Below are 16,392 nucleotides of genomic sequence, written 5' to 3'. Positions count from 1 at the left end.
ATATATTGTAGTGGGATAGACGAATTCATCTCCACATGTCATTGCGGTGTCAAATTGTGAGCAGGTCGGGGGTTCTCCCTTGACCTGCTCGTTGTATATTCGGGTTTCACGTGTCATAGGGTGTGGACAAGCATCATAGGATGTCCCCAAAGGGCTGGCTGGGCCCAGATTTCGAGAGATGGCCCATCCGGAAGGGAGAACCGTCCGAAATGGCAATGGATCGCATTCGTTTCGAAGCTGAACAGGAGCAAAAGTACGGCCGTTCTCAACCGGTTGTGGTTCGTGTGGGCGGAAAAGAATGGATTGTCGGTGGACATGCAGGGTCTCCTCCTAGGAATGCGGAGTCTCGTCTCAGGACTGCGGATCGATGGGACACGCCCACGTCTTATTCCAAAACGACGCCTAAGCCGCCTGTTTCGGCACCACAATCTCTGCAACCTTGGCGAACCTCTCGGAACACGACTCGTCTTTCCAAGCAAGTTCTGCGACCGGTTTGGCAATGGGTTCAATCCCTTTTCCGAAGGGTCGAGTACACCCTCAACCACCTGGCTGAACCGAGACCATCTGGGCAAGCAACCCGTTTTCGCCGGACGCCCGCGCGGAGAGGGCGTGCGGGGAAAATGGCGAATAGCTTTCGTACTGGGATTGGATTTGGTATGGCGATGGGGTGTTTAAGCCTGATTCTCTTTCATGCCATGCAGCCAGAACTTTCGGTACCCCAGCCGGAGCGGGGCCCTGCCCCACCCGTTCCTACAGTGGCTCAACCTACGGTGGCTCAGATGACTGGTACGCCGGTGCAAATTCCTGCGGTTCACTTATCCGTAATTCGCATCGGTTCCTTTAAAGACTTTGCCAGTGCTTCGCACGCCTTAGAGGTCTACAGGAAACGCGGGATACGCGCGACGATCTTTCATCAGTCAAAGTATACGTTGGTCCCGACGGCCGCAGTGCGTGCTACAGATTTACACAGCTTTGAGACGCAGCTGAGCAGACAAGGGCTTGCAACCGAGATTGTCAATCTGTCTGTTCCAACTACCTCCGTGCGTACGTCCAGCCAGACCACGGCAGAGAACGCCGAAAAGGTATCGTCCTGGCTGGCGGCGGCAGTAAGTGCCGGCAACGCCTTAATCGCATCTGTCGCGGATGGCGCTCCAGAACGGGATGCCAACCAAGCGTTTCGGACGGCGGAAAAGCAGCTTCCCACGGCGGCGACACTTGCAGCGACTGGGTATGGGCACGCGCTGAAACAAGCTGAGGCCCATCTGACAGGAGCATTCACTGCCCTTCATAAGGCAGACAAATCCACGGCGATGGGGGAAGTCTTGGAGTTTTACAGCGTTTTGATCGCGTTTTCGCACGCTTAATTGAACGTTGCTTGGCCTTGATTTGTTCACGTATTTGCGAAGAACCGCGGAAGGGATTTGCCGTTTCCTGTCGAAATACGTAGGCGGCTGTCCGACAGACCTCGACGGGGAGGAAGGGTTTTCGTTGCGCGGAACATTCCGCATCGTCTTTGCCATGCTCCTTGGGGCCATTCTGGGTACCCTAGCGGGTCAACTGTTGGTACACCAGGTTCCCTGGTTGAGCCGACAGACCGTGGTGCGCATGAGCCCGAGTGCAGACCTGTCGTTTCTTAAGTTCTCACTCGATCTGACGTTCCGTGTAAACTGGCTCACGCTGGTAGGCGTACTCGGTGCGTGGTACGTCCTACGCCACCGCAAGTGACGTGTTTATGATTTGTTTGGTTCACGTCAATTTGTTGAACACTCGCCACAACTGAAGACAGTAGGATAGATTTATAATGGAATCGGTTTGGCGGACCTGACGCTTTCCCTCTATGGTAAAGGTGGACGGCGGATTCGTTGACAGGTGTTTGGCAGACGCTTCGCAGGCCAACTTTTGACCTAGGGGGAGAGGGGTATGGCTACAAACATCAATACCGTGTTGGAAGACGTGGATACACCGCGTGAACGGCTGTTGCGCTGTGGTGCACAGGCCCTCCGCAATGATGAATTGCTGGCGATTATCTTACAGACGGGGTCGCGCTCCATACCGGTGACCGAGTTGGCGCGTCGAGTGATTGATTCTGTCGGCGGTTTGTACGGTCTCTTGGACTGCGAGGTGCAAGAGTTAGTAGCCATACCAGGCATCGGGACGGCAAAGGCGCTGCAAATCGCAGCAGCGGTCGAGATTGGCCGTCGTATTGTCCGTCGCCCGAGTGCGGAGAGGCTTCGGATTCGGAGTGCAGACGATGCGGCCGAGTATGTTATGGACCGGATGAGGTACCTTAAAAAGGAGCACTTTGTGACATTACACTTGGATACCAAACACTGTGTGATGGCGGAAGAACTTGTCTCGATGGGAAGCTTGGACGCCTCCATTGTCCACCCCAGAGAGATCTTTAAGCCTGCGGTCAAACGGAGTGCTGCGGCCATTTTATGCGTTCACAACCATCCGAGTGGGGATCCCCAACCGAGCCCCGAAGATATTGCCGTCACGAAGCGGCTTTGCGAAGCCGGCAGACTGCTCGGGATTGATGTCCTCGACCATATCGTGGTCGGTGACGGCCGTTTCGTGAGTATGCGCGCTCTGGGGTTTTGTACCTGAATGGTGGCAAAGGGTGGTATTAGCCTGTTCGAGAGGAGCTTGGGACATAGAGATGTTTGCTGGAAGAGACATGGGTGTCGATTTAGGGACCGCGAACACGTTAGTCTATGTAAAAGGGAAAGGGATTGTGGTCCGAGAACCTTCCGTGGTCGCCATCCGCACGGATTCGGGAGCGATTGAGGCGGTTGGTGAGCAGGCCAAACAGATGATTGGCAGAACGCCTGGGAACATCATTGCCGTACGGCCGATGAAAGATGGCGTCATTGCGGATTTTCAGACCACGGCGACAATGCTTCGCCATTTCATTCGGCAGGCAATGCGAAACAAGTCATCCTGGTCGGGGAAACCGAGGGTGATGATTAGCGTGCCTTCGGGCATCACGGCCGTAGAAAAACGGGCTGTGGAGGAAGCTGCGATGGAAGCGGGTGCCAAGGATGCCCAAACCATCGAAGAACCGATGGCAGCAGCCATTGGTGCGGGCCTTCCGGTGGGGGAACCGACCGGGAGCATGGTGGTCGACATCGGTGGCGGAACCACAGAAGTGGCGATTATCTCTCTTGGCGGGATTGTGACCAGCCGTTCCATTCGTGTCGCTGGCGACGAGATGGACGAAGCCATCATGCAGTATATTAAAAAGGAATACAACATGATGATTGGCGAGCGTACGGCTGAGGAACTAAAACTGACCATTGGCACCGCTATGGATATGGGCGAAAAGGAGAGCCTCGAAATCCGTGGGCGGGATTTGGTCACTGGCCTGCCCAAAACGTTTACCATCTCGTCTTCAGAAATCAGTCAAGCTCTAGCGGATACTGTCGGGTCGATTGTGGAGGCGGTCAAGGTGACCTTGGAGAAGTCGCCGCCTGAGCTCGCCGCCGACATTATGGACCGGGGCATCGTTTTGACCGGTGGCGGAGCGCTACTGCGGAATCTAGACAAGTTACTCTCGGATGAAACGGGGATGCCCGTGATTGTGGCTGAAAACCCGTTGGATTGTGTCGCAGTGGGAACGGGTAAAGCATTGGATAATTATGACGTGTACCGCCGCCGGAATCACCCAAATCGGCGGGTGGCCAGTCGTGTGTAGTCGGGCTGTCATGAATTTCAAATCGTTCGCTCTAAGTAGGGAGAGGTTTTCAAGAGATTGCTTTGGGAAAGGGCCTTTCCGGACACATATTGATGGCGCCCGCTTCACGGTTGTTGGGAAGCGGGCGATACCCTGATCAGAAAGTGGGATGCGGGTGTCCCGTTTATTTACAAACCGCAGGCTTTTTATTTTGCTTGCAGGGTTGATTCTCGTCATCGCGATTGCAGGCTTGACGCTACGAGACCGGAATCGTGCCGCTACGTGGCCTGAGCGGATGGTCATGGACGTTCAAAACACGGTGGCCGGCTGGTTGTATCGCCCCATAAGCAACGTGACCGCGTTTTTATCCGGAGTTCACGCTCTGCACCAGATGTACGTGGAGAATGCCCAGTTGCAAGCGGAATTGCAGGATTACGACTCTTTAAAGGCAAAGCTGGCCGATGCCGAGGCGGAAAATCAGCGATTATCCGCGATGCTCGGCTTTAAACGGTCTCCATCCAATCGCTATCAACTGTTGCCTGCTCATGTCATAGGGCGCGATCCGTCCCAATGGAACGCGGTGATTACGATTGATGTGGGCAGCGCTGATGGGGTCAGGGACAACATGCCGATTGTGGGTCCGGACGGAAGCCTGGTGGGACGTGTAGATACGGCGGCGCGTTTCAGTGCCAAAGTGATTTTGATTACTGATACGGAAGTGGGCGATGGCGTTTCCGCCGAGGTACAGAACGGGAGCCAAAAGCCACCGTTTGGGGTCGTCACGGGCTCCACGGGGAAAACCGGAACCTTGCAGCTTAATTTCTTATCGCCACTTGCCGATGTGAAACCGGGTGATACCGTAGTCACCTCGGGTTTGAGCACCGTCTATCCGCCGGATATTGTCATTGGCCACATTAGCTCGGTCAGTGGTGGGAGTCAAGGGTTAACCCAGTCGGCGACGATTAAACCGAGTGCCGATTTGCAATACCTGCGCGATGTGTTTGTAGTGAAGTCGGGTGGACACGGATGAAAAACGGGCTGGCCTTTTTACTTTTGTGGGCGGCCCTCACGATTCAGGCCACACTCTTTCAGATTCCGCCCATCAATGTGATACAGCCAGACCTTGTCCTCGTGGTCATGGTGGTTGTGGCCTTGACACGCGGTCCCAGAGCCGCCTTGCTCTTAGGCATCTTGGTAGGTCTCTGCCAGGATATCGTCTATGGGGCTTTCATTGGTCTCAATGCATTCACGTATGCGGTGATTGGGTATTTTGCGGGCTCTGTGTTTGCCCAATTTCTGCATCGGAACGTGGCGATCACATTTCTGGTGACGATTTCGTTTACCTTTGTAAACGTGTGGATTACATATGGATTGGAGCGCTTGTTTGACGTGACCGAGTACGGCTGGCAAGTGGTGATGCGCCATTCCTTTGCTCAGATGATAATCGATGGGGTGGTTCTTCTCATTCTCTATCCGTTTTTGATTCGCCTATTGGTCGATCGTAAGCGACGTCGCTACCCGGAACCCGAAGGAGACGGGAGCGCTGGATGAATGAGCAGGATTTTTCGACCGAATCGCGAATTGACAAGCCGTGTCCGTTCGAAGGGGCAGGAGGGACGATTGTGGCGGCGAACATAGCAGGGCAGACAAAGATGGCGCCGAGGCCTCCGGTTGCTGTCAAGGGGCTCCGTGATGGGCTCCTGTTTCTATTGGATGACCGCTGCCCATTCGACGAGTTGTTGCGCCATCTGCATGAGTTATTGACTGGTAACGGGTCCACGTTGTTTGATGGTCCGGAAATTGCAGTCTTTGTCGATTATGGTCAGCGGGCTTTGACGCGGGTCCAATCTCAGGCCTTATTAATGGAGTTTTTAAACAAGGAAAATTTCATTTTACAAGAATTTGGGGCGCATACGGTCGCGCGCCGGACGTTGTTTCGGAATCATAATAACGGGACAAAACAATCGATTTATAAAGGAACGGTTCGTGCCGGCCAAAGTCTGTTGTTTGATGGGGATGTTGTGGTCGTTGGTGATGTCAACCCGGGCGGGGAAATCGCCGCCACAGGGGATATCTTTGTCTTTGGCCGCCTCTACGGAATTGCACACGCGGGCATAGAAGGTGACACGCGAGCGGTGGTTGGAGCAGCAGAATTCGCCCCACTACAGGTCCGCATCGCGGATTACATTGGTCATGCCCCTCGGGCCGAAGGGAAACGCCTGCGCACGTTCATGGAACTGGCGTATTTGCATGAAAACACGATGGCGGTGGGACGAATGCATTTCCTACCCTCACTGCGACGGTAAACGGTAGAAGAGGGTGCGAATTTCATCGAGGACAGACGGCAATACGCACCAGGAGTGTAGCCTAGAGCTTGGGGGGAACATGGATGGGGTCTGCTATTGTCATCACGTCGGGTAAAGGGGGCGTGGGCAAGACCACGTCTTCCGCGAATATCGGAACGGCGCTGGCTCTGTTGGGGCGAAGTGTGTGCCTAGTGGATGCGGATATCGGCCTGCGTAATTTAGATGTTGTCATGGGGCTGGAAAACCGTATCATTTACGACATCGTCGACGTGGCATCGGGTGAGTGTAGGCTCGAACAGGCGCTGATTAAAGATAAGCGGTTTGAAAAGCTGTATCTGCTTCCAGCTTCGCAGACCAAGGATAAGTCCGCGCTTTCCGCAGAGTCCGTGCGACGCATTGTAAATGAGTTAAAGGAACAGCATGACTTTGTCATTATTGACTGTCCGGCAGGTATCGAACACGGCTTCAAGGTAGCCGTTGCCGGGGCGGATCAGGCGATTGTCGTGACAACCCCTGAAAACGCCGCGGTGCGAGATGCGGATCGAGTCATTGGATTGCTCGAAGCGGAAGGGTTGCGGGCGCCCAAGCTGGTGATTAACCGCATTCGACCCAACATGGTGAAAGCTGGCGACATGTTGGATATCGATGAAATTGTTCAGGTACTATCGATTGATTTGCTCGGTATTGTTCCGGATGACGAGGCGATTATTCGCAATGCCAATAAGGGAGAACCTACGGTGGTTCGGCCGGATACAAAGGCTTCCATCGCCTATCGCGACATCGCCCGGCGTATCCTCGGCGACTCGGTGCCTCTGATGTCCCTGGAAGATTCCCCAGGTTTCTGGGGGCGTGTGCGTCGGTTGATTAGGGGGAGACTGTAAGCAATTTATCGCGGCGGCTGCAGCATACTCGTCCATGCCTTGTCATACGAATGGTACTGGCATCGCGAGATGAAGGTGCGGTGCGGGAATCGATGATGAGAGGGGCGAGTGACGATGCTCCGCAGTCGCCAATCATTGTGGTCTTGGTTAAATCGCAAGTCTGAAGAAACGTCCTCCAATTCCAGTCAAGCTTCGGTTCCCGGCTCCGAATTTCCCCCGTTGGAAGACAATCCTTGGCTGTCTTTGCATACCCAGAATGCGAAACATCGCCCGGAGACCGGGACGGACACCCGGGCAGTGTATACACGTTGGTTATCGGAAGAGAGCTCACCCTATGGTTTTGCGGATCAAGATGGGACCCTGAAGCAGGTGGACAGTCGCACCTGGCAGCGAGTCAGTCGCCAGTCCAACAGCCGGAGATTCGTCGCATCAGCCGGCAATCGCCGCCGCGTATCGGCGTCAGGCAGACCACGCACGGAGTCCACGTGGATGCTGCAGAGCGTGCTCGCGGTCCTCGTCATTGCCGGTGGCTGGTATGGGGCACATGCCAAGACGCCGGTCGCGCACCAGATGGAGGCCGTTTTTCAACGGGCTTTTATGAGTGACTACAGTGACAAGGTGACGGGTACGTTTAGACGCTTTGCCTCTGCGTATCACATTGACTTGCCGGCATTCGGGGCGAGTTCGTTTCGATATCATGTTCCCTTGACAGGTCGAATCGTCAGCGATTATTCATCTCAGCATCCCGAGATGGTCATTCAAGGAACGCCGCAGGAGGTTGTGCTTGCGTCCGCATCGGGTGTGGTCTCCAAGCTTGCCCAGTCTGGACAAGGATATTTGTTGGTCATTGAGCACGGGGATGGCCGCAGCACGCTGTATGATGGACTGGCCAGTGTCTCCGTTCGCAAAGGAGAATCGGTCGCCTCTGCACAGGTCATCGGCCGACTAGGTTCCGCAGCTGAGCCGACGCTCCGGTTTGGCTTTGAAGAGGATGGAAAATTCGTCAATCCGCATGACTACATCGTTTGGACCCGTGAGCCGGCATGAGGCGTGGAACGGATGATGCTTCAGGCATGTCGACGCCTTCTTGGGGTATCCTCACGCGCATTCGGTTACATCCATTGTTTCTCTGCATGCTCGTACTGGCGGCTAGTCTGGGTTTTTGGGAAGACATGGTCCTGCTTTTCATTCTCGTCATGCTGCATGAGTTGGGTCATGCCATCGTCGCTGATGCGCTCGGGTATGAGGTGGAGGAGGTCTCGCTGCTACCGTTCGGAGGCGTCGCGCGGTTGGCCTACGGCCATTTGGGTTTTGTGCCCAGAGACGAGGCTTTGATTGCCGTGGCGGGTCCGGTGGTCAATGTTCTCTTAATCTTGCTGTCGTACGGTCTGCATCTTTGTGGCTTATGGTCCGAGGCGTTTGTGTCTCATGTGGTGCGCCTGAACGTGTGGATTGCCGTATTCAACCTGCTGCCTGGTCTGCCGCTGGATGGAGGACGAATCCTACGTGCCGCCCGCGCACGCGAAATCGGATTTGAACAGGCAACCCGGGAGGCCTACAGGATAGCCATGCTCTTAACCGTGGCTCTGTTGCTAGTAGGGGGTGTGTCCGTGTGGGCTGGTATGCCCCACATCGGCATGCTGTTTTTGGCCGTATTCCTGGGATTGGCCGTATGGAGCGGGATTAAAGGTTCTGGTGTGGAAACGGTACGATTTCTAGACGCAAAACGAAAAGGAAAGCGGTCTCGACCCCAGGAAATTCGCTCTTTTGCTTCTCCGGCGACAAGCACCGTCCGAGATGTCGTGCGGCGATTCTCTCCCGATCATTACCACATGGTGTATGTTCTCGATGACTCCGGGCAGGTGGTCACGATTGTCGAGGAAGAGGAGCTGCTCGAAGCCGTGTTTCAAGGCCGCTGGTTGGATCCGCTCGATGTGTGGGTCAAGCGGATCGATTAACGCGTCGATGGATAACCATGGATGTTCACAGTGAACTTGCTCGTGTGATAGAAACATGGTATGCTATTACGGATTGAACCACTTCAACCGCTTGTTGCAGGCCATCAAAACCCTGTAGGGGGTGCCTGGACAGCGAGTCTAAGTAAGGAGCGATTCTGGCTCATGTATGCTATTGTAGGTACTGGAGGCAAGCAGTATAAGGTCTCGGTGGGCGACGTTCTGACAGTGGAAAAACTCGACGCAGCGGTCGGCGATTCTGTGACCTTGGATCAGGTGTATCTGGTCAGTGGGGACAATGGCGTTCAGGTTGGGTCACCGCTGGTGGCCGGAGCGCGTGTCATTGCCAAGGTCGAGGGCCACGGTCGGGGTAAGAAAATCGTGGTCTTCAAGTACAAGCCGAAGAAGAATTATCACAAAAAACAGGGCCATCGCCAACCGTACACAAAGCTTAGGGTAGAAGCCATCGAGGTATAACACAGTGATTGTCTGCGACGTTACCGAGGTGGGCGGACGCATAGAGCGTTTTCGCCTGCGCGGCCATGCAGGATATGCGGAGGCCGGATCGGACATCGTGTGCGCAGCGGTTTCGGCATTGGTGACAAATGCCGTGAATAGTTGCGAGGGGCTGTTGAAACTGAAACCGAACTGCGAGGACGACGGGAATCGGTTCGAGTGTCGGCTAGGTACGCTGGCGGCACGGTCTGACGTGCAGCTGCTCTTTCGCAGTATGGTCTTCGGGCTTCAGCAGATTTCGGAGCAATATCCCAAACACGTAAAAGTGCGTATGCGTCAGGAAGAGGAGTGAACATCATGTTGCAACTGAACCTACAGCGGTTTGCGCATAAGAAAGGTGTTTCGAGTACCCGCAACGGACGCGACAGCATTTCCAAGCGACTTGGCGTGAAGCGCGGTGACGGCCAGCTGGTGACGGCGGGGAGCATCCTTGTCCGCCAGCGCGGAACCAAGATTCACCCGGGCGTCAATGTCGGCATTGGGAAAGATGATACGTTGTTCGCCAAGGTCGAAGGTCGGGTGAAGTTTGAGCGTTGGGGGCGCGATCGCAAGCGTGTGAGCGTGTACCCTGTCGCTGTAGAAGCGCAAGAAGCGGTTGCGAGCGAGGCGTAATACCGGTTCGAGCGATACGTGGACATTATGTATAACAGTGGGAAAGGGCCTGGCGGTTGCGCCAGGCCTATTTTTCAAGGGAGGGATAAGGAATCTGTGTCTCCTTGGCCTGAGGTATTTCGACGACACCGGCATGATGTGTTAAATGGGCTTCAGTTGGTGCAGGGGTATCTCCAGTTGGGAAAACCCGAACGAGCATTGACGGCGCTTCAGGAAGTCTCACAATGGCTTTTGGGCGTATCCTTGGTACAAACGCGTATGAAGGACGGAGACCATCCATTCCTCTTCGCTGTGGCCACATGTCCGTCGCTGACCGTTGTGTGCTGTGACCATCTTTTTCCTATGGACGATCGGTTGTGTCAAGAGCTCACCAGTGTGTGGTATAAATTGGAGGACGCGTTGGCCGCATCGAACATTCACCGCCTGCATATTCACGTCCAGGGGGATGCGACGGAATCCGCGTTCAGTACAAGGGTCTGGCTAAAGGTCGAGGAGGCACCTGACATTCATCCTTGGCTGCAGACGATCCGCTCGATGTTGCAGGAGTTTACTCGGATTGATGTGGGCATCCGTGCACAAGGATAAGTCGTCAAGGTCATGAGGAGTAAAAACGTATACACACCAAGTGATGGGGGAATATGGATGTTTGTCGATCAAGCGCGAATCTATGTCAAGGGGGGCGACGGGGGGAACGGAATTGTCGCGTACCGTCGGGAAAAGTACGTCCCGCTCGGGGGCCCGGCGGGTGGCGACGGTGGTCGTGGCGGCGACGTGATCCTGATCGTGGACGAAGGCCTCCGCACCTTGATTGATTTTCGTTATCAGCGGCATTTTAAGGCGGATCGCGGGGAGAACGGGGGCAACAAGAATCGGCACGGGCGCAGCGCCGACGACCTGGTGGTGAAGGTACCGCCCGGGACGGTGGTATACGATGACGACAGCGGGGAGTTTCTGGGGGATCTCGTTCATCACGGGCAACGCCTCCGTGTGGCGCGCGGTGGCCGCGGCGGACGGGGAAACACCCGTTTTGCAACCCCCGGTAACCCGGCGCCGGAAATCGCGGAAAAAGGGGAACCGGGGGAGGAGCGCTGGCTGCGCCTAGAATTGAAGGTGTTGGCGGACGTGGGGCTGATTGGATTTCCGAGCGTCGGGAAATCCACACTACTGTCGGTGGTATCGGCTGCCCGGCCGAAAATTGGTGACTATCCATTCACCACACTGACCCCCGAACTCGGTGTGGTGCAGACCCCTGACGGCCGGAGTTTTGTCATGGCGGACCTGCCCGGACTGATTGAGGGGGCTCACGAGGGTAAAGGACTGGGACATGAATTCTTGCGTCACGTTGAGCGTACGCGCGTGCTTGTGCATGTCATTGATATGGCCGCCGTAGAAGGACGCGATCCCGTTCGGGATTACGCGGTCATCAATGAGCAATTGCAGGCCTATAACGAACGATTGGCTGCTCGACCGCAATTGGTGGCGGCGAATAAAATGGACCTGCCGCAGGCGCAGGAGCATTTGGAGGCGTTTCGGAAGGCTTACCCCAGTCAACCTGTGTTTCCAATATCGGGAGCGACGCGCATCGGCTTGGACGCTCTATTGACGGCGATTGCGGATGTACTGGATGAGCAGCGAGAGAACGAGGATGTTGCGGAGGCGTTCGCCAAAGACGGTGAACCGGAGGCCAGGGTCACGGAACGGAAGGTCTACCGGTATGAACCGTCGCAGCCGTTTCGTATTCGCAGGGAAGGGCATGTATTCATCGTGGAATCAGAGGAGCTGGATAAGCTGGTTCGCATGACGAACTTTTCTCAGTATGATGCCGTGAAAAGGTTTCAGCGCATTCTAAAGCACCGTGGCGTCGACGATGCACTGCGCGAACGCGGCGCCAAAGAGGGCGATGTGATTCGGATTGCCGACATGGAGTTTGATTTTGTCGAGTGAATCCCCGGTTTGGTGGAACCCGCGCGTGGAGAAGGAGTGTATGCGTTGGGCGGACGCCTGTCTGCCCAACGAAGCGTTTGGTTGGATTTACGCAACGAATCACGACAAAGCGGTGTTCTCTCCGTTTCCGGTCACGGCCACGCCATACGGGTTTACGGTGAATCCGCAGGACCTTGTGGATTGGGCCTATAAATCAGACGGATTGGGCCGCGTACTTGCTACCTTTCACACTCACCCACTCAGTGGCGCTTCGTTTTCGACATCGGACCTGACCCTAGCCGTATGGGCAGAGTGGCATGTGCTGTTTGTCCGCGCAGGAGACGAGTGGGACGTGCGTTTTGGGCGCAGCATCAAAACGACAAAGGCAGCATCAAAACGATAAAGATTGTAAAACCCAGCCAAAATGATATCTATTGGTTGTTTTGAAAACAGGCGGTTGACGTGATTCCGCGAATCTATTCATACAAAGAATCCGCCATGGCGGAGTGGAGGGATAGTCGTGGAAGAAACGTCAGCCGCCTTTCTATTTGAAGAAGTGTTGGATCAGGCTTTGCAGCAAGGCTGTACGGATATTCACCTATTTCTTAGTCACACTCTGCTGGAAATCAAGTTTCGTGTACAGGGCTTGCTGGTACCGTTTCTTGTTACCGAGTCACCGGCCGGGACGACACTGGTTCGCCGCATCAAGGCGCTGGCGAGGATGGACGTCACGGATGCGCGAATTCCCCAGGATGGCTCGTTTCGTTGGGATGGAGCGGTGCCATGCGACATACGTGTCTCCAGTTTGCCCTTGGTCGATGGAGAGTGTATCGTTTTGCGTCTATTGTCGGGAGGGGAGCAGACCTACGATTTTCATGCCCTGGGCTTTAACGACCTACAGGTCCATCAATTGGTGCAAATGCTGAGCGTATCTGGTGGGCTCATGTTGCTGGTCGGGCCGACGGGGTCCGGGAAGACCACCACTTTATACGCCATGATGCACTGGTTGGCGGAACACGGTCGACACGTGATTAGTCTGGAGGACCCGGTCGAACGGTCATTTCATGAATTCCACCAGTTTGAAGTCCGCGAAAAGGCCGGGCTGACTTTTGCCGCCGGACTGAGGGCCGCCTTACGGCAAGACCCGGATGTGATTGTAGTAGGAGAGGTGCGTGACGACGAGACGGCTCGTATCCTCCTCCGTGCCGCGCTAACTGGGCACTTGGTGCTCACAACCACACACGCCATGGACCTTGTTGGAGCGGCGGAACGACTTTGGGAATTTGGTTTATCCCGTCCCCTCCTGGCCGACGTCTTAGTGGGAGTGGTCGTTCAGACGATGGTGGACAAGCCCTGCCTGCGTTGCCAAGGTCGCGGCTGTTCTGCTTGTAACGGGGGCGTGGCTCGGCGTCGGCCCCACTTTGTCGTCCACCGCATGACTTCGAATTTACGCAACGCCATTGCGTCCACTGCTCCTTGGCACACGATTCGTTCATCGGGTGGCATCGGGCCGGACGACAGTGAGGAATCGGTGGGTTATGCGAAAGGTTAAGTGGACGGCAAGCGTGGAAATTCGTACCTGGCTGCAGTCGTGCGCGAAGCGTCTTCATTACCTACGGAGGCGGCGGTATCAACGCTGTTTTCCAGAGCTCTGTCAGGACCTCGCGGAATTATTGGAGGCCGGTTTGCCGCTGCCAGACACGTTTGCGTGCTTGAAGGAGGTTCGGTCCGATAAACTCACTCTTGACTTGTTGGACCTGGCCGAAGAAGCGGTACAGCGGGGAGAGTTGCTCCGCCAGGCATGGCAATCCTACGCTCCTCCAGACCTGCTTCTGATGCTGGATGTCGGGGCTCAGTCCGGACAACTGGCGCAATGTTTGCAAATGTGGAGCGAACAAATGCGACAGCAACGGGAGTGGCAGAGTTCCTTGATGCGCACCAGCACGTATCCGCTGCTGCTGTTGGCGGTCACATTTCTCTTGCAAGGCTTTATTGCGCGGACTGTACTCCCCTCGTTGACTGAACTCTACCAATCTGTCGGGGAAACACAGTCCGCCAACGATTCGTGGGTCTTGCAACTGTTGCACATCATGCCGCTCTTGTTCGTTTGCGCAGTGGCTGCCGCAGTTGGCATGATTTTCGGCGCCTGGTGGCTGGATCGATACGCGCCACCGCGCTGCCGCCGGTGGATTCACGGGCTTCCGGTGGGACGTATGTTTCGTCTACAGCGCACTGGCAGGTTTGCGGCCGTGTTGGCTCAGTTGGTCACTGCGGGCGTACCTATTTTGGACGCCTTGTCGGCCCTGGAATTACAGAGGCGGCCACGCTGGTTGTCCCCGGCCTGCCGGGGCTTGGAGCAGCAGTTGTTGCAAGGGCAGGACATGGCATCTACTCTCGGTGGGGAATGGGACCCGGTGTTTCGTGCCTTCATGACGCTCACAGAATCAACCGGAAATTTGGCTGCTGGGCTGGAGCAGACCGCCGCGGTCCTTGGGAAAAGGTGGATTCGAAAAGTAGAAACGTTGATGCACTGGCTGGAGCCACTTCTCGTTGGGGTGTGTGGCAGCTTTGTGGCGGTCACCATGCTGGCGTTGATGCTGCCCATGTACAATCTCATGAACACACTGTCCACCGCGGGCATGCCAGTCCGGTGAATGCTTGTGAGAAACAAACTTCAACAGGAAAGTGAGTGATTGGGGATGCGTTCAACGGGGTGTCAAGGTGTTGGGGTGCGGCGGGCTGAAGAACAGCCGGTTGAAGAAAACCTGATTAGAGTACGGCGGGTGTTGGGGCGAATAAAACGCGGGGCTCAGGAAGAAGGGTTCACGTTGCTGGAGATGGTGGTGGCTGTCTCGATTTTAGCCATCATGACGGCGCTCGTTGCGCCCCATGTGTTCGGCATCGACAAGCACGTGCAAACCGTCGCGCGGGACGAGAATGAAAAAACGATTGAGGCCGCTCTGAACGAATACTACTTGCTCTATCATCAGTATCCCAGTGGAGACTCCGCGCAGCAGCTGCAAGCCTTAAAAGACGCTCAACTGCTGCAGTCGATTCCCCAAGATCCGGCTGGCGGGCAATATGTGATTCACATTCAGACGGACGGAAGTGTTGAGGTGACGTATCAGGATGACACAGGATCCAGCAGCGGTGGCACGGCAGGTTAAGCAGAAACAGAGGGCATGGCGGGGACTTCGCTTTCGCCAGCGAGTGGACGAATGTTCCGATGCGGACGCCGGCTTTAGCCTGCTCGAGGTGTGTGTTGCAGTCGCTTTGACGGGAATCTCGCTGGCCATCCCTGCGGTCGGATTTTCGGGGATGTGGCAGAGCATGCAGCTCTATGAAAGTACCGAGAACCTGATATGGGATTTTCGAACTACGCAAATGCTGAGCCAGTCCGTCGGGCCCTATGCGGTGGTCAATCTCCATAAGTACCAGCCGCAGTACGACCTTCTGATCGGACCTACGACGGTTGCGCAGAAGAGCTTTCTATCCGGCGTGGACTATAAAGACGGCTATCTGCAGATGCGGACTGGCTGGATTTCCTTTGATTCGGCCGGCGACGCCCACGTGGCGGGTGTGATTCGCTTGACCAACGGGTTGCAAGAGTCAGACCTACACATCTATACCGGGGCTGGATGGGTGAGCTTTGGCCCAGACGCCGACCCTGGAGGTGGGTCATGACCCTTATTGAGGTGATGTTGGCGGTCGCGTGTTTAGGATGGGCGGCTGTCGCTGCGAGTTCTGCGGAGCGTAGCGCGTTGTTTGGAATGGAACAGTCGCAGGAATTACGGGCAAGCTCGGAAGCGGCCGACGCCGTGGCGGAGACGATTTCGTCAGGGAACGCGGATGTACCATCCGAACTGCGTGTCAACGGGTACATGTGTACGGTGGAGGTGCACCGCGAGGATGGGTTTCCAGCTTGGAACCGGATTCAAGTACATTGTGGGAACGTTGACCAAACGATATGGGTGCGGACTCCGCCTAGTGACGCCTGATTCCGGCTTTTCACTGCTCGAGGTTACGGCTGCGGTGACCCTGACCGCCTTACTTACGAACGCGGCATTGTTTTGGCTCGTGACTCTCGGGACCCAATGTCAACAGGCCCTGACGGAATTAGAGAGCGATGCGGCCTGGGAAAACGCGGCTCGCGTATTGACGCAGGATGGACACGCCAGCTGCCGGGTGGAAGTAACAAACAACTGTCTGAAGCTCGGTTTAGTGAACGGCAATTCCTATTCGTACCTGGTGAATCCGTCTGGCCAGCTGGTACGGGTTCAGGACGGAGGAGGAACGAGTGTGCTCGGTGACCACATTAAGTCTCTTACCCCCCATGTACAGCCTTATGGATTCTCGATCACGCTGTCCATGCAGGATGGAAGCAGCCGGTCACTTCGCGTTCGGATTCTAGGCGGTTTGATGTCATGAATGCGATTGTCCCACACTTGACCTTGTTCCGAAAGTCGATTTCAGCTTTGAGGGGGCGGGCGTGACATTTGCCGTCAAGGACTGAACAAGTCGGATGG

The 16,392-nt window shown here is 55.6% G+C and carries 22 protein-coding genes, 1 pseudogene and 1 other annotated feature; all 23 genes and pseudogenes read left to right on the top strand.

Going from position 1 to position 16,392, the window contains the following annotated elements:
* The first annotated feature begins 620 nt into the window (after positions 1–620).
* Positions 621–1,364, top strand: coding sequence for an SPOR domain-containing protein (locus tag H522_RS0102720; protein WP_155836145.1), 744 nt, complete (start codon positions 621–623; stop codon positions 1,362–1,364).
* A 124-nt stretch (positions 1,365–1,488) separates the two neighbouring features.
* Positions 1,489–1,725 carry a DUF4321 domain-containing protein gene (locus H522_RS0102715; protein WP_026961129.1) on the top strand — a complete coding sequence of 79 codons (237 nt, stop codon included), beginning with the start codon at positions 1,489–1,491 and terminating at the stop codon, positions 1,723–1,725.
* Positions 1,726–1,920: 195 nt separating this feature from the next.
* Positions 1,921–2,607 (top strand): RadC family protein, encoded by a 687-nt coding sequence (gene radC, locus H522_RS0102710; RefSeq protein ID WP_051343741.1) that lies wholly within the window; start codon positions 1,921–1,923, stop codon positions 2,605–2,607.
* Between the two features lie 52 nt (positions 2,608–2,659).
* Positions 2,660–3,694, top strand: a complete 1,035-nt coding sequence (locus H522_RS0102705) for a rod shape-determining protein (RefSeq protein WP_026961127.1) — start codon at positions 2,660–2,662, stop codon at positions 3,692–3,694.
* Between the two features lie 154 nt (positions 3,695–3,848).
* Entirely contained in the window at positions 3,849–4,703 is an 855-nt protein-coding gene (gene mreC / locus H522_RS0102700) for a rod shape-determining protein MreC (RefSeq protein WP_026961126.1), read from the top strand.
* Positions 4,700–5,224: a rod shape-determining protein MreD gene (gene mreD, locus H522_RS0102695; protein WP_026961125.1), complete on the top strand. Its 525-nt coding sequence runs from the start codon at positions 4,700–4,702 to the stop codon at positions 5,222–5,224. The genes mreC and mreD overlap by 4 nt, the downstream gene beginning before the upstream one ends.
* Positions 5,221–5,979: a septum site-determining protein MinC gene (locus tag H522_RS0102690; RefSeq protein WP_155836143.1), complete on the top strand. Its 759-nt coding sequence runs from the start codon at positions 5,221–5,223 to the stop codon at positions 5,977–5,979. The genes mreD and H522_RS0102690 overlap by 4 nt, the downstream gene beginning before the upstream one ends.
* A gap of 83 nt (positions 5,980–6,062) precedes the next feature.
* Entirely contained in the window at positions 6,063–6,860 is a 798-nt protein-coding gene (minD, locus tag H522_RS0102685; protein ID WP_026961123.1) for a septum site-determining protein MinD, read from the top strand.
* A 114-nt stretch (positions 6,861–6,974) separates the two neighbouring features.
* Positions 6,975–7,907, top strand: coding sequence for a murein hydrolase activator EnvC family protein (locus H522_RS0102680; protein WP_245578000.1), 933 nt, complete (start codon positions 6,975–6,977; stop codon positions 7,905–7,907).
* Positions 7,908–7,933: 26 nt separating this feature from the next.
* On the top strand, positions 7,934–8,818 hold the full coding sequence (locus tag H522_RS0102675; protein WP_026961121.1) for a M50 family metallopeptidase: 885 nt from the start codon (positions 7,934–7,936) through the stop codon (positions 8,816–8,818).
* Positions 8,819–8,893: 75 nt separating this feature from the next.
* Positions 8,894–8,968, top strand: a sequence feature (ribosomal protein L21 leader region).
* Positions 8,969–8,980: 12 nt separating this feature from the next.
* Positions 8,981–9,292: a 50S ribosomal protein L21 gene (gene rplU, locus H522_RS0102670; protein ID WP_026961120.1), complete on the top strand. Its 312-nt coding sequence runs from the start codon at positions 8,981–8,983 to the stop codon at positions 9,290–9,292.
* Between the two features lie 4 nt (positions 9,293–9,296).
* Entirely contained in the window at positions 9,297–9,623 is a 327-nt protein-coding gene (locus tag H522_RS0102665; RefSeq protein ID WP_026961119.1) for a ribosomal-processing cysteine protease Prp, read from the top strand.
* 5 nt (positions 9,624–9,628) lie between these two features.
* Positions 9,629–9,943: a 50S ribosomal protein L27 gene (gene rpmA / locus H522_RS0102660; RefSeq protein ID WP_026961118.1), complete on the top strand. Its 315-nt coding sequence runs from the start codon at positions 9,629–9,631 to the stop codon at positions 9,941–9,943.
* A 27-nt stretch (positions 9,944–9,970) separates the two neighbouring features.
* A pseudogene (locus H522_RS22465) lies at positions 9,971–10,159 on the top strand (Spo0B domain-containing protein); the annotation flags it as partial.
* 159 nt (positions 10,160–10,318) lie between these two features.
* Positions 10,319–10,528, top strand: coding sequence for a hypothetical protein (locus H522_RS22020; RefSeq protein WP_245577991.1), 210 nt, complete (start codon positions 10,319–10,321; stop codon positions 10,526–10,528).
* A 57-nt stretch (positions 10,529–10,585) separates the two neighbouring features.
* Positions 10,586–11,887: a GTPase ObgE gene (gene obgE / locus H522_RS0102650; protein WP_026961116.1), complete on the top strand. Its 1,302-nt coding sequence runs from the start codon at positions 10,586–10,588 to the stop codon at positions 11,885–11,887.
* Positions 11,877–12,269 carry a Mov34/MPN/PAD-1 family protein gene (locus H522_RS0102645; RefSeq protein WP_155836139.1) on the top strand — a complete coding sequence of 131 codons (393 nt, stop codon included), beginning with the start codon at positions 11,877–11,879 and terminating at the stop codon, positions 12,267–12,269. The genes obgE and H522_RS0102645 overlap by 11 nt, the downstream gene beginning before the upstream one ends.
* 117 nt (positions 12,270–12,386) lie before the next feature.
* A complete protein-coding gene (locus H522_RS17205; protein WP_051343739.1) occupies positions 12,387–13,418 on the top strand; it encodes a GspE/PulE family protein in 1,032 nt (343 codons plus the stop codon).
* Positions 13,405–14,520: a type II secretion system F family protein gene (locus H522_RS17200; RefSeq protein ID WP_035452316.1), complete on the top strand. Its 1,116-nt coding sequence runs from the start codon at positions 13,405–13,407 to the stop codon at positions 14,518–14,520. Before H522_RS17205 ends, H522_RS17200 begins: the two co-directional genes overlap by 14 nt.
* Positions 14,521–14,565: 45 nt before the next feature.
* Complete coding sequence (locus H522_RS20280; protein ID WP_155836137.1) at positions 14,566–15,033, top strand: competence type IV pilus major pilin ComGC; 468 nt, start codon at positions 14,566–14,568, stop codon at positions 15,031–15,033.
* Positions 14,996–15,550 (top strand): pilus assembly FimT family protein, encoded by a 555-nt coding sequence (locus H522_RS0102625; RefSeq protein WP_051343735.1) that lies wholly within the window; start codon positions 14,996–14,998, stop codon positions 15,548–15,550. Before H522_RS20280 ends, H522_RS0102625 begins: the two co-directional genes overlap by 38 nt.
* Positions 15,547–15,864, top strand: coding sequence for a hypothetical protein (locus H522_RS0102620; protein WP_026961113.1), 318 nt, complete (start codon positions 15,547–15,549; stop codon positions 15,862–15,864). Before H522_RS0102625 ends, H522_RS0102620 begins: the two co-directional genes overlap by 4 nt.
* A complete protein-coding gene (locus H522_RS0102615; RefSeq protein WP_026961112.1) occupies positions 15,854–16,294 on the top strand; it encodes a hypothetical protein in 441 nt (146 codons plus the stop codon). The genes H522_RS0102620 and H522_RS0102615 overlap by 11 nt, the downstream gene beginning before the upstream one ends.
* The last annotated feature ends 98 nt before the right edge of the window (positions 16,295–16,392 follow it).

The organism is Alicyclobacillus herbarius DSM 13609 (assembly GCF_000430585.1).
GTDB lineage: Bacteria > Bacillota > Bacilli > Alicyclobacillales > Alicyclobacillaceae > Alicyclobacillus_G > Alicyclobacillus_G herbarius.
Note: the sequence above shows the minus strand (reverse complement) of the source record. Positions and strands in the feature narration are given on the sequence as shown.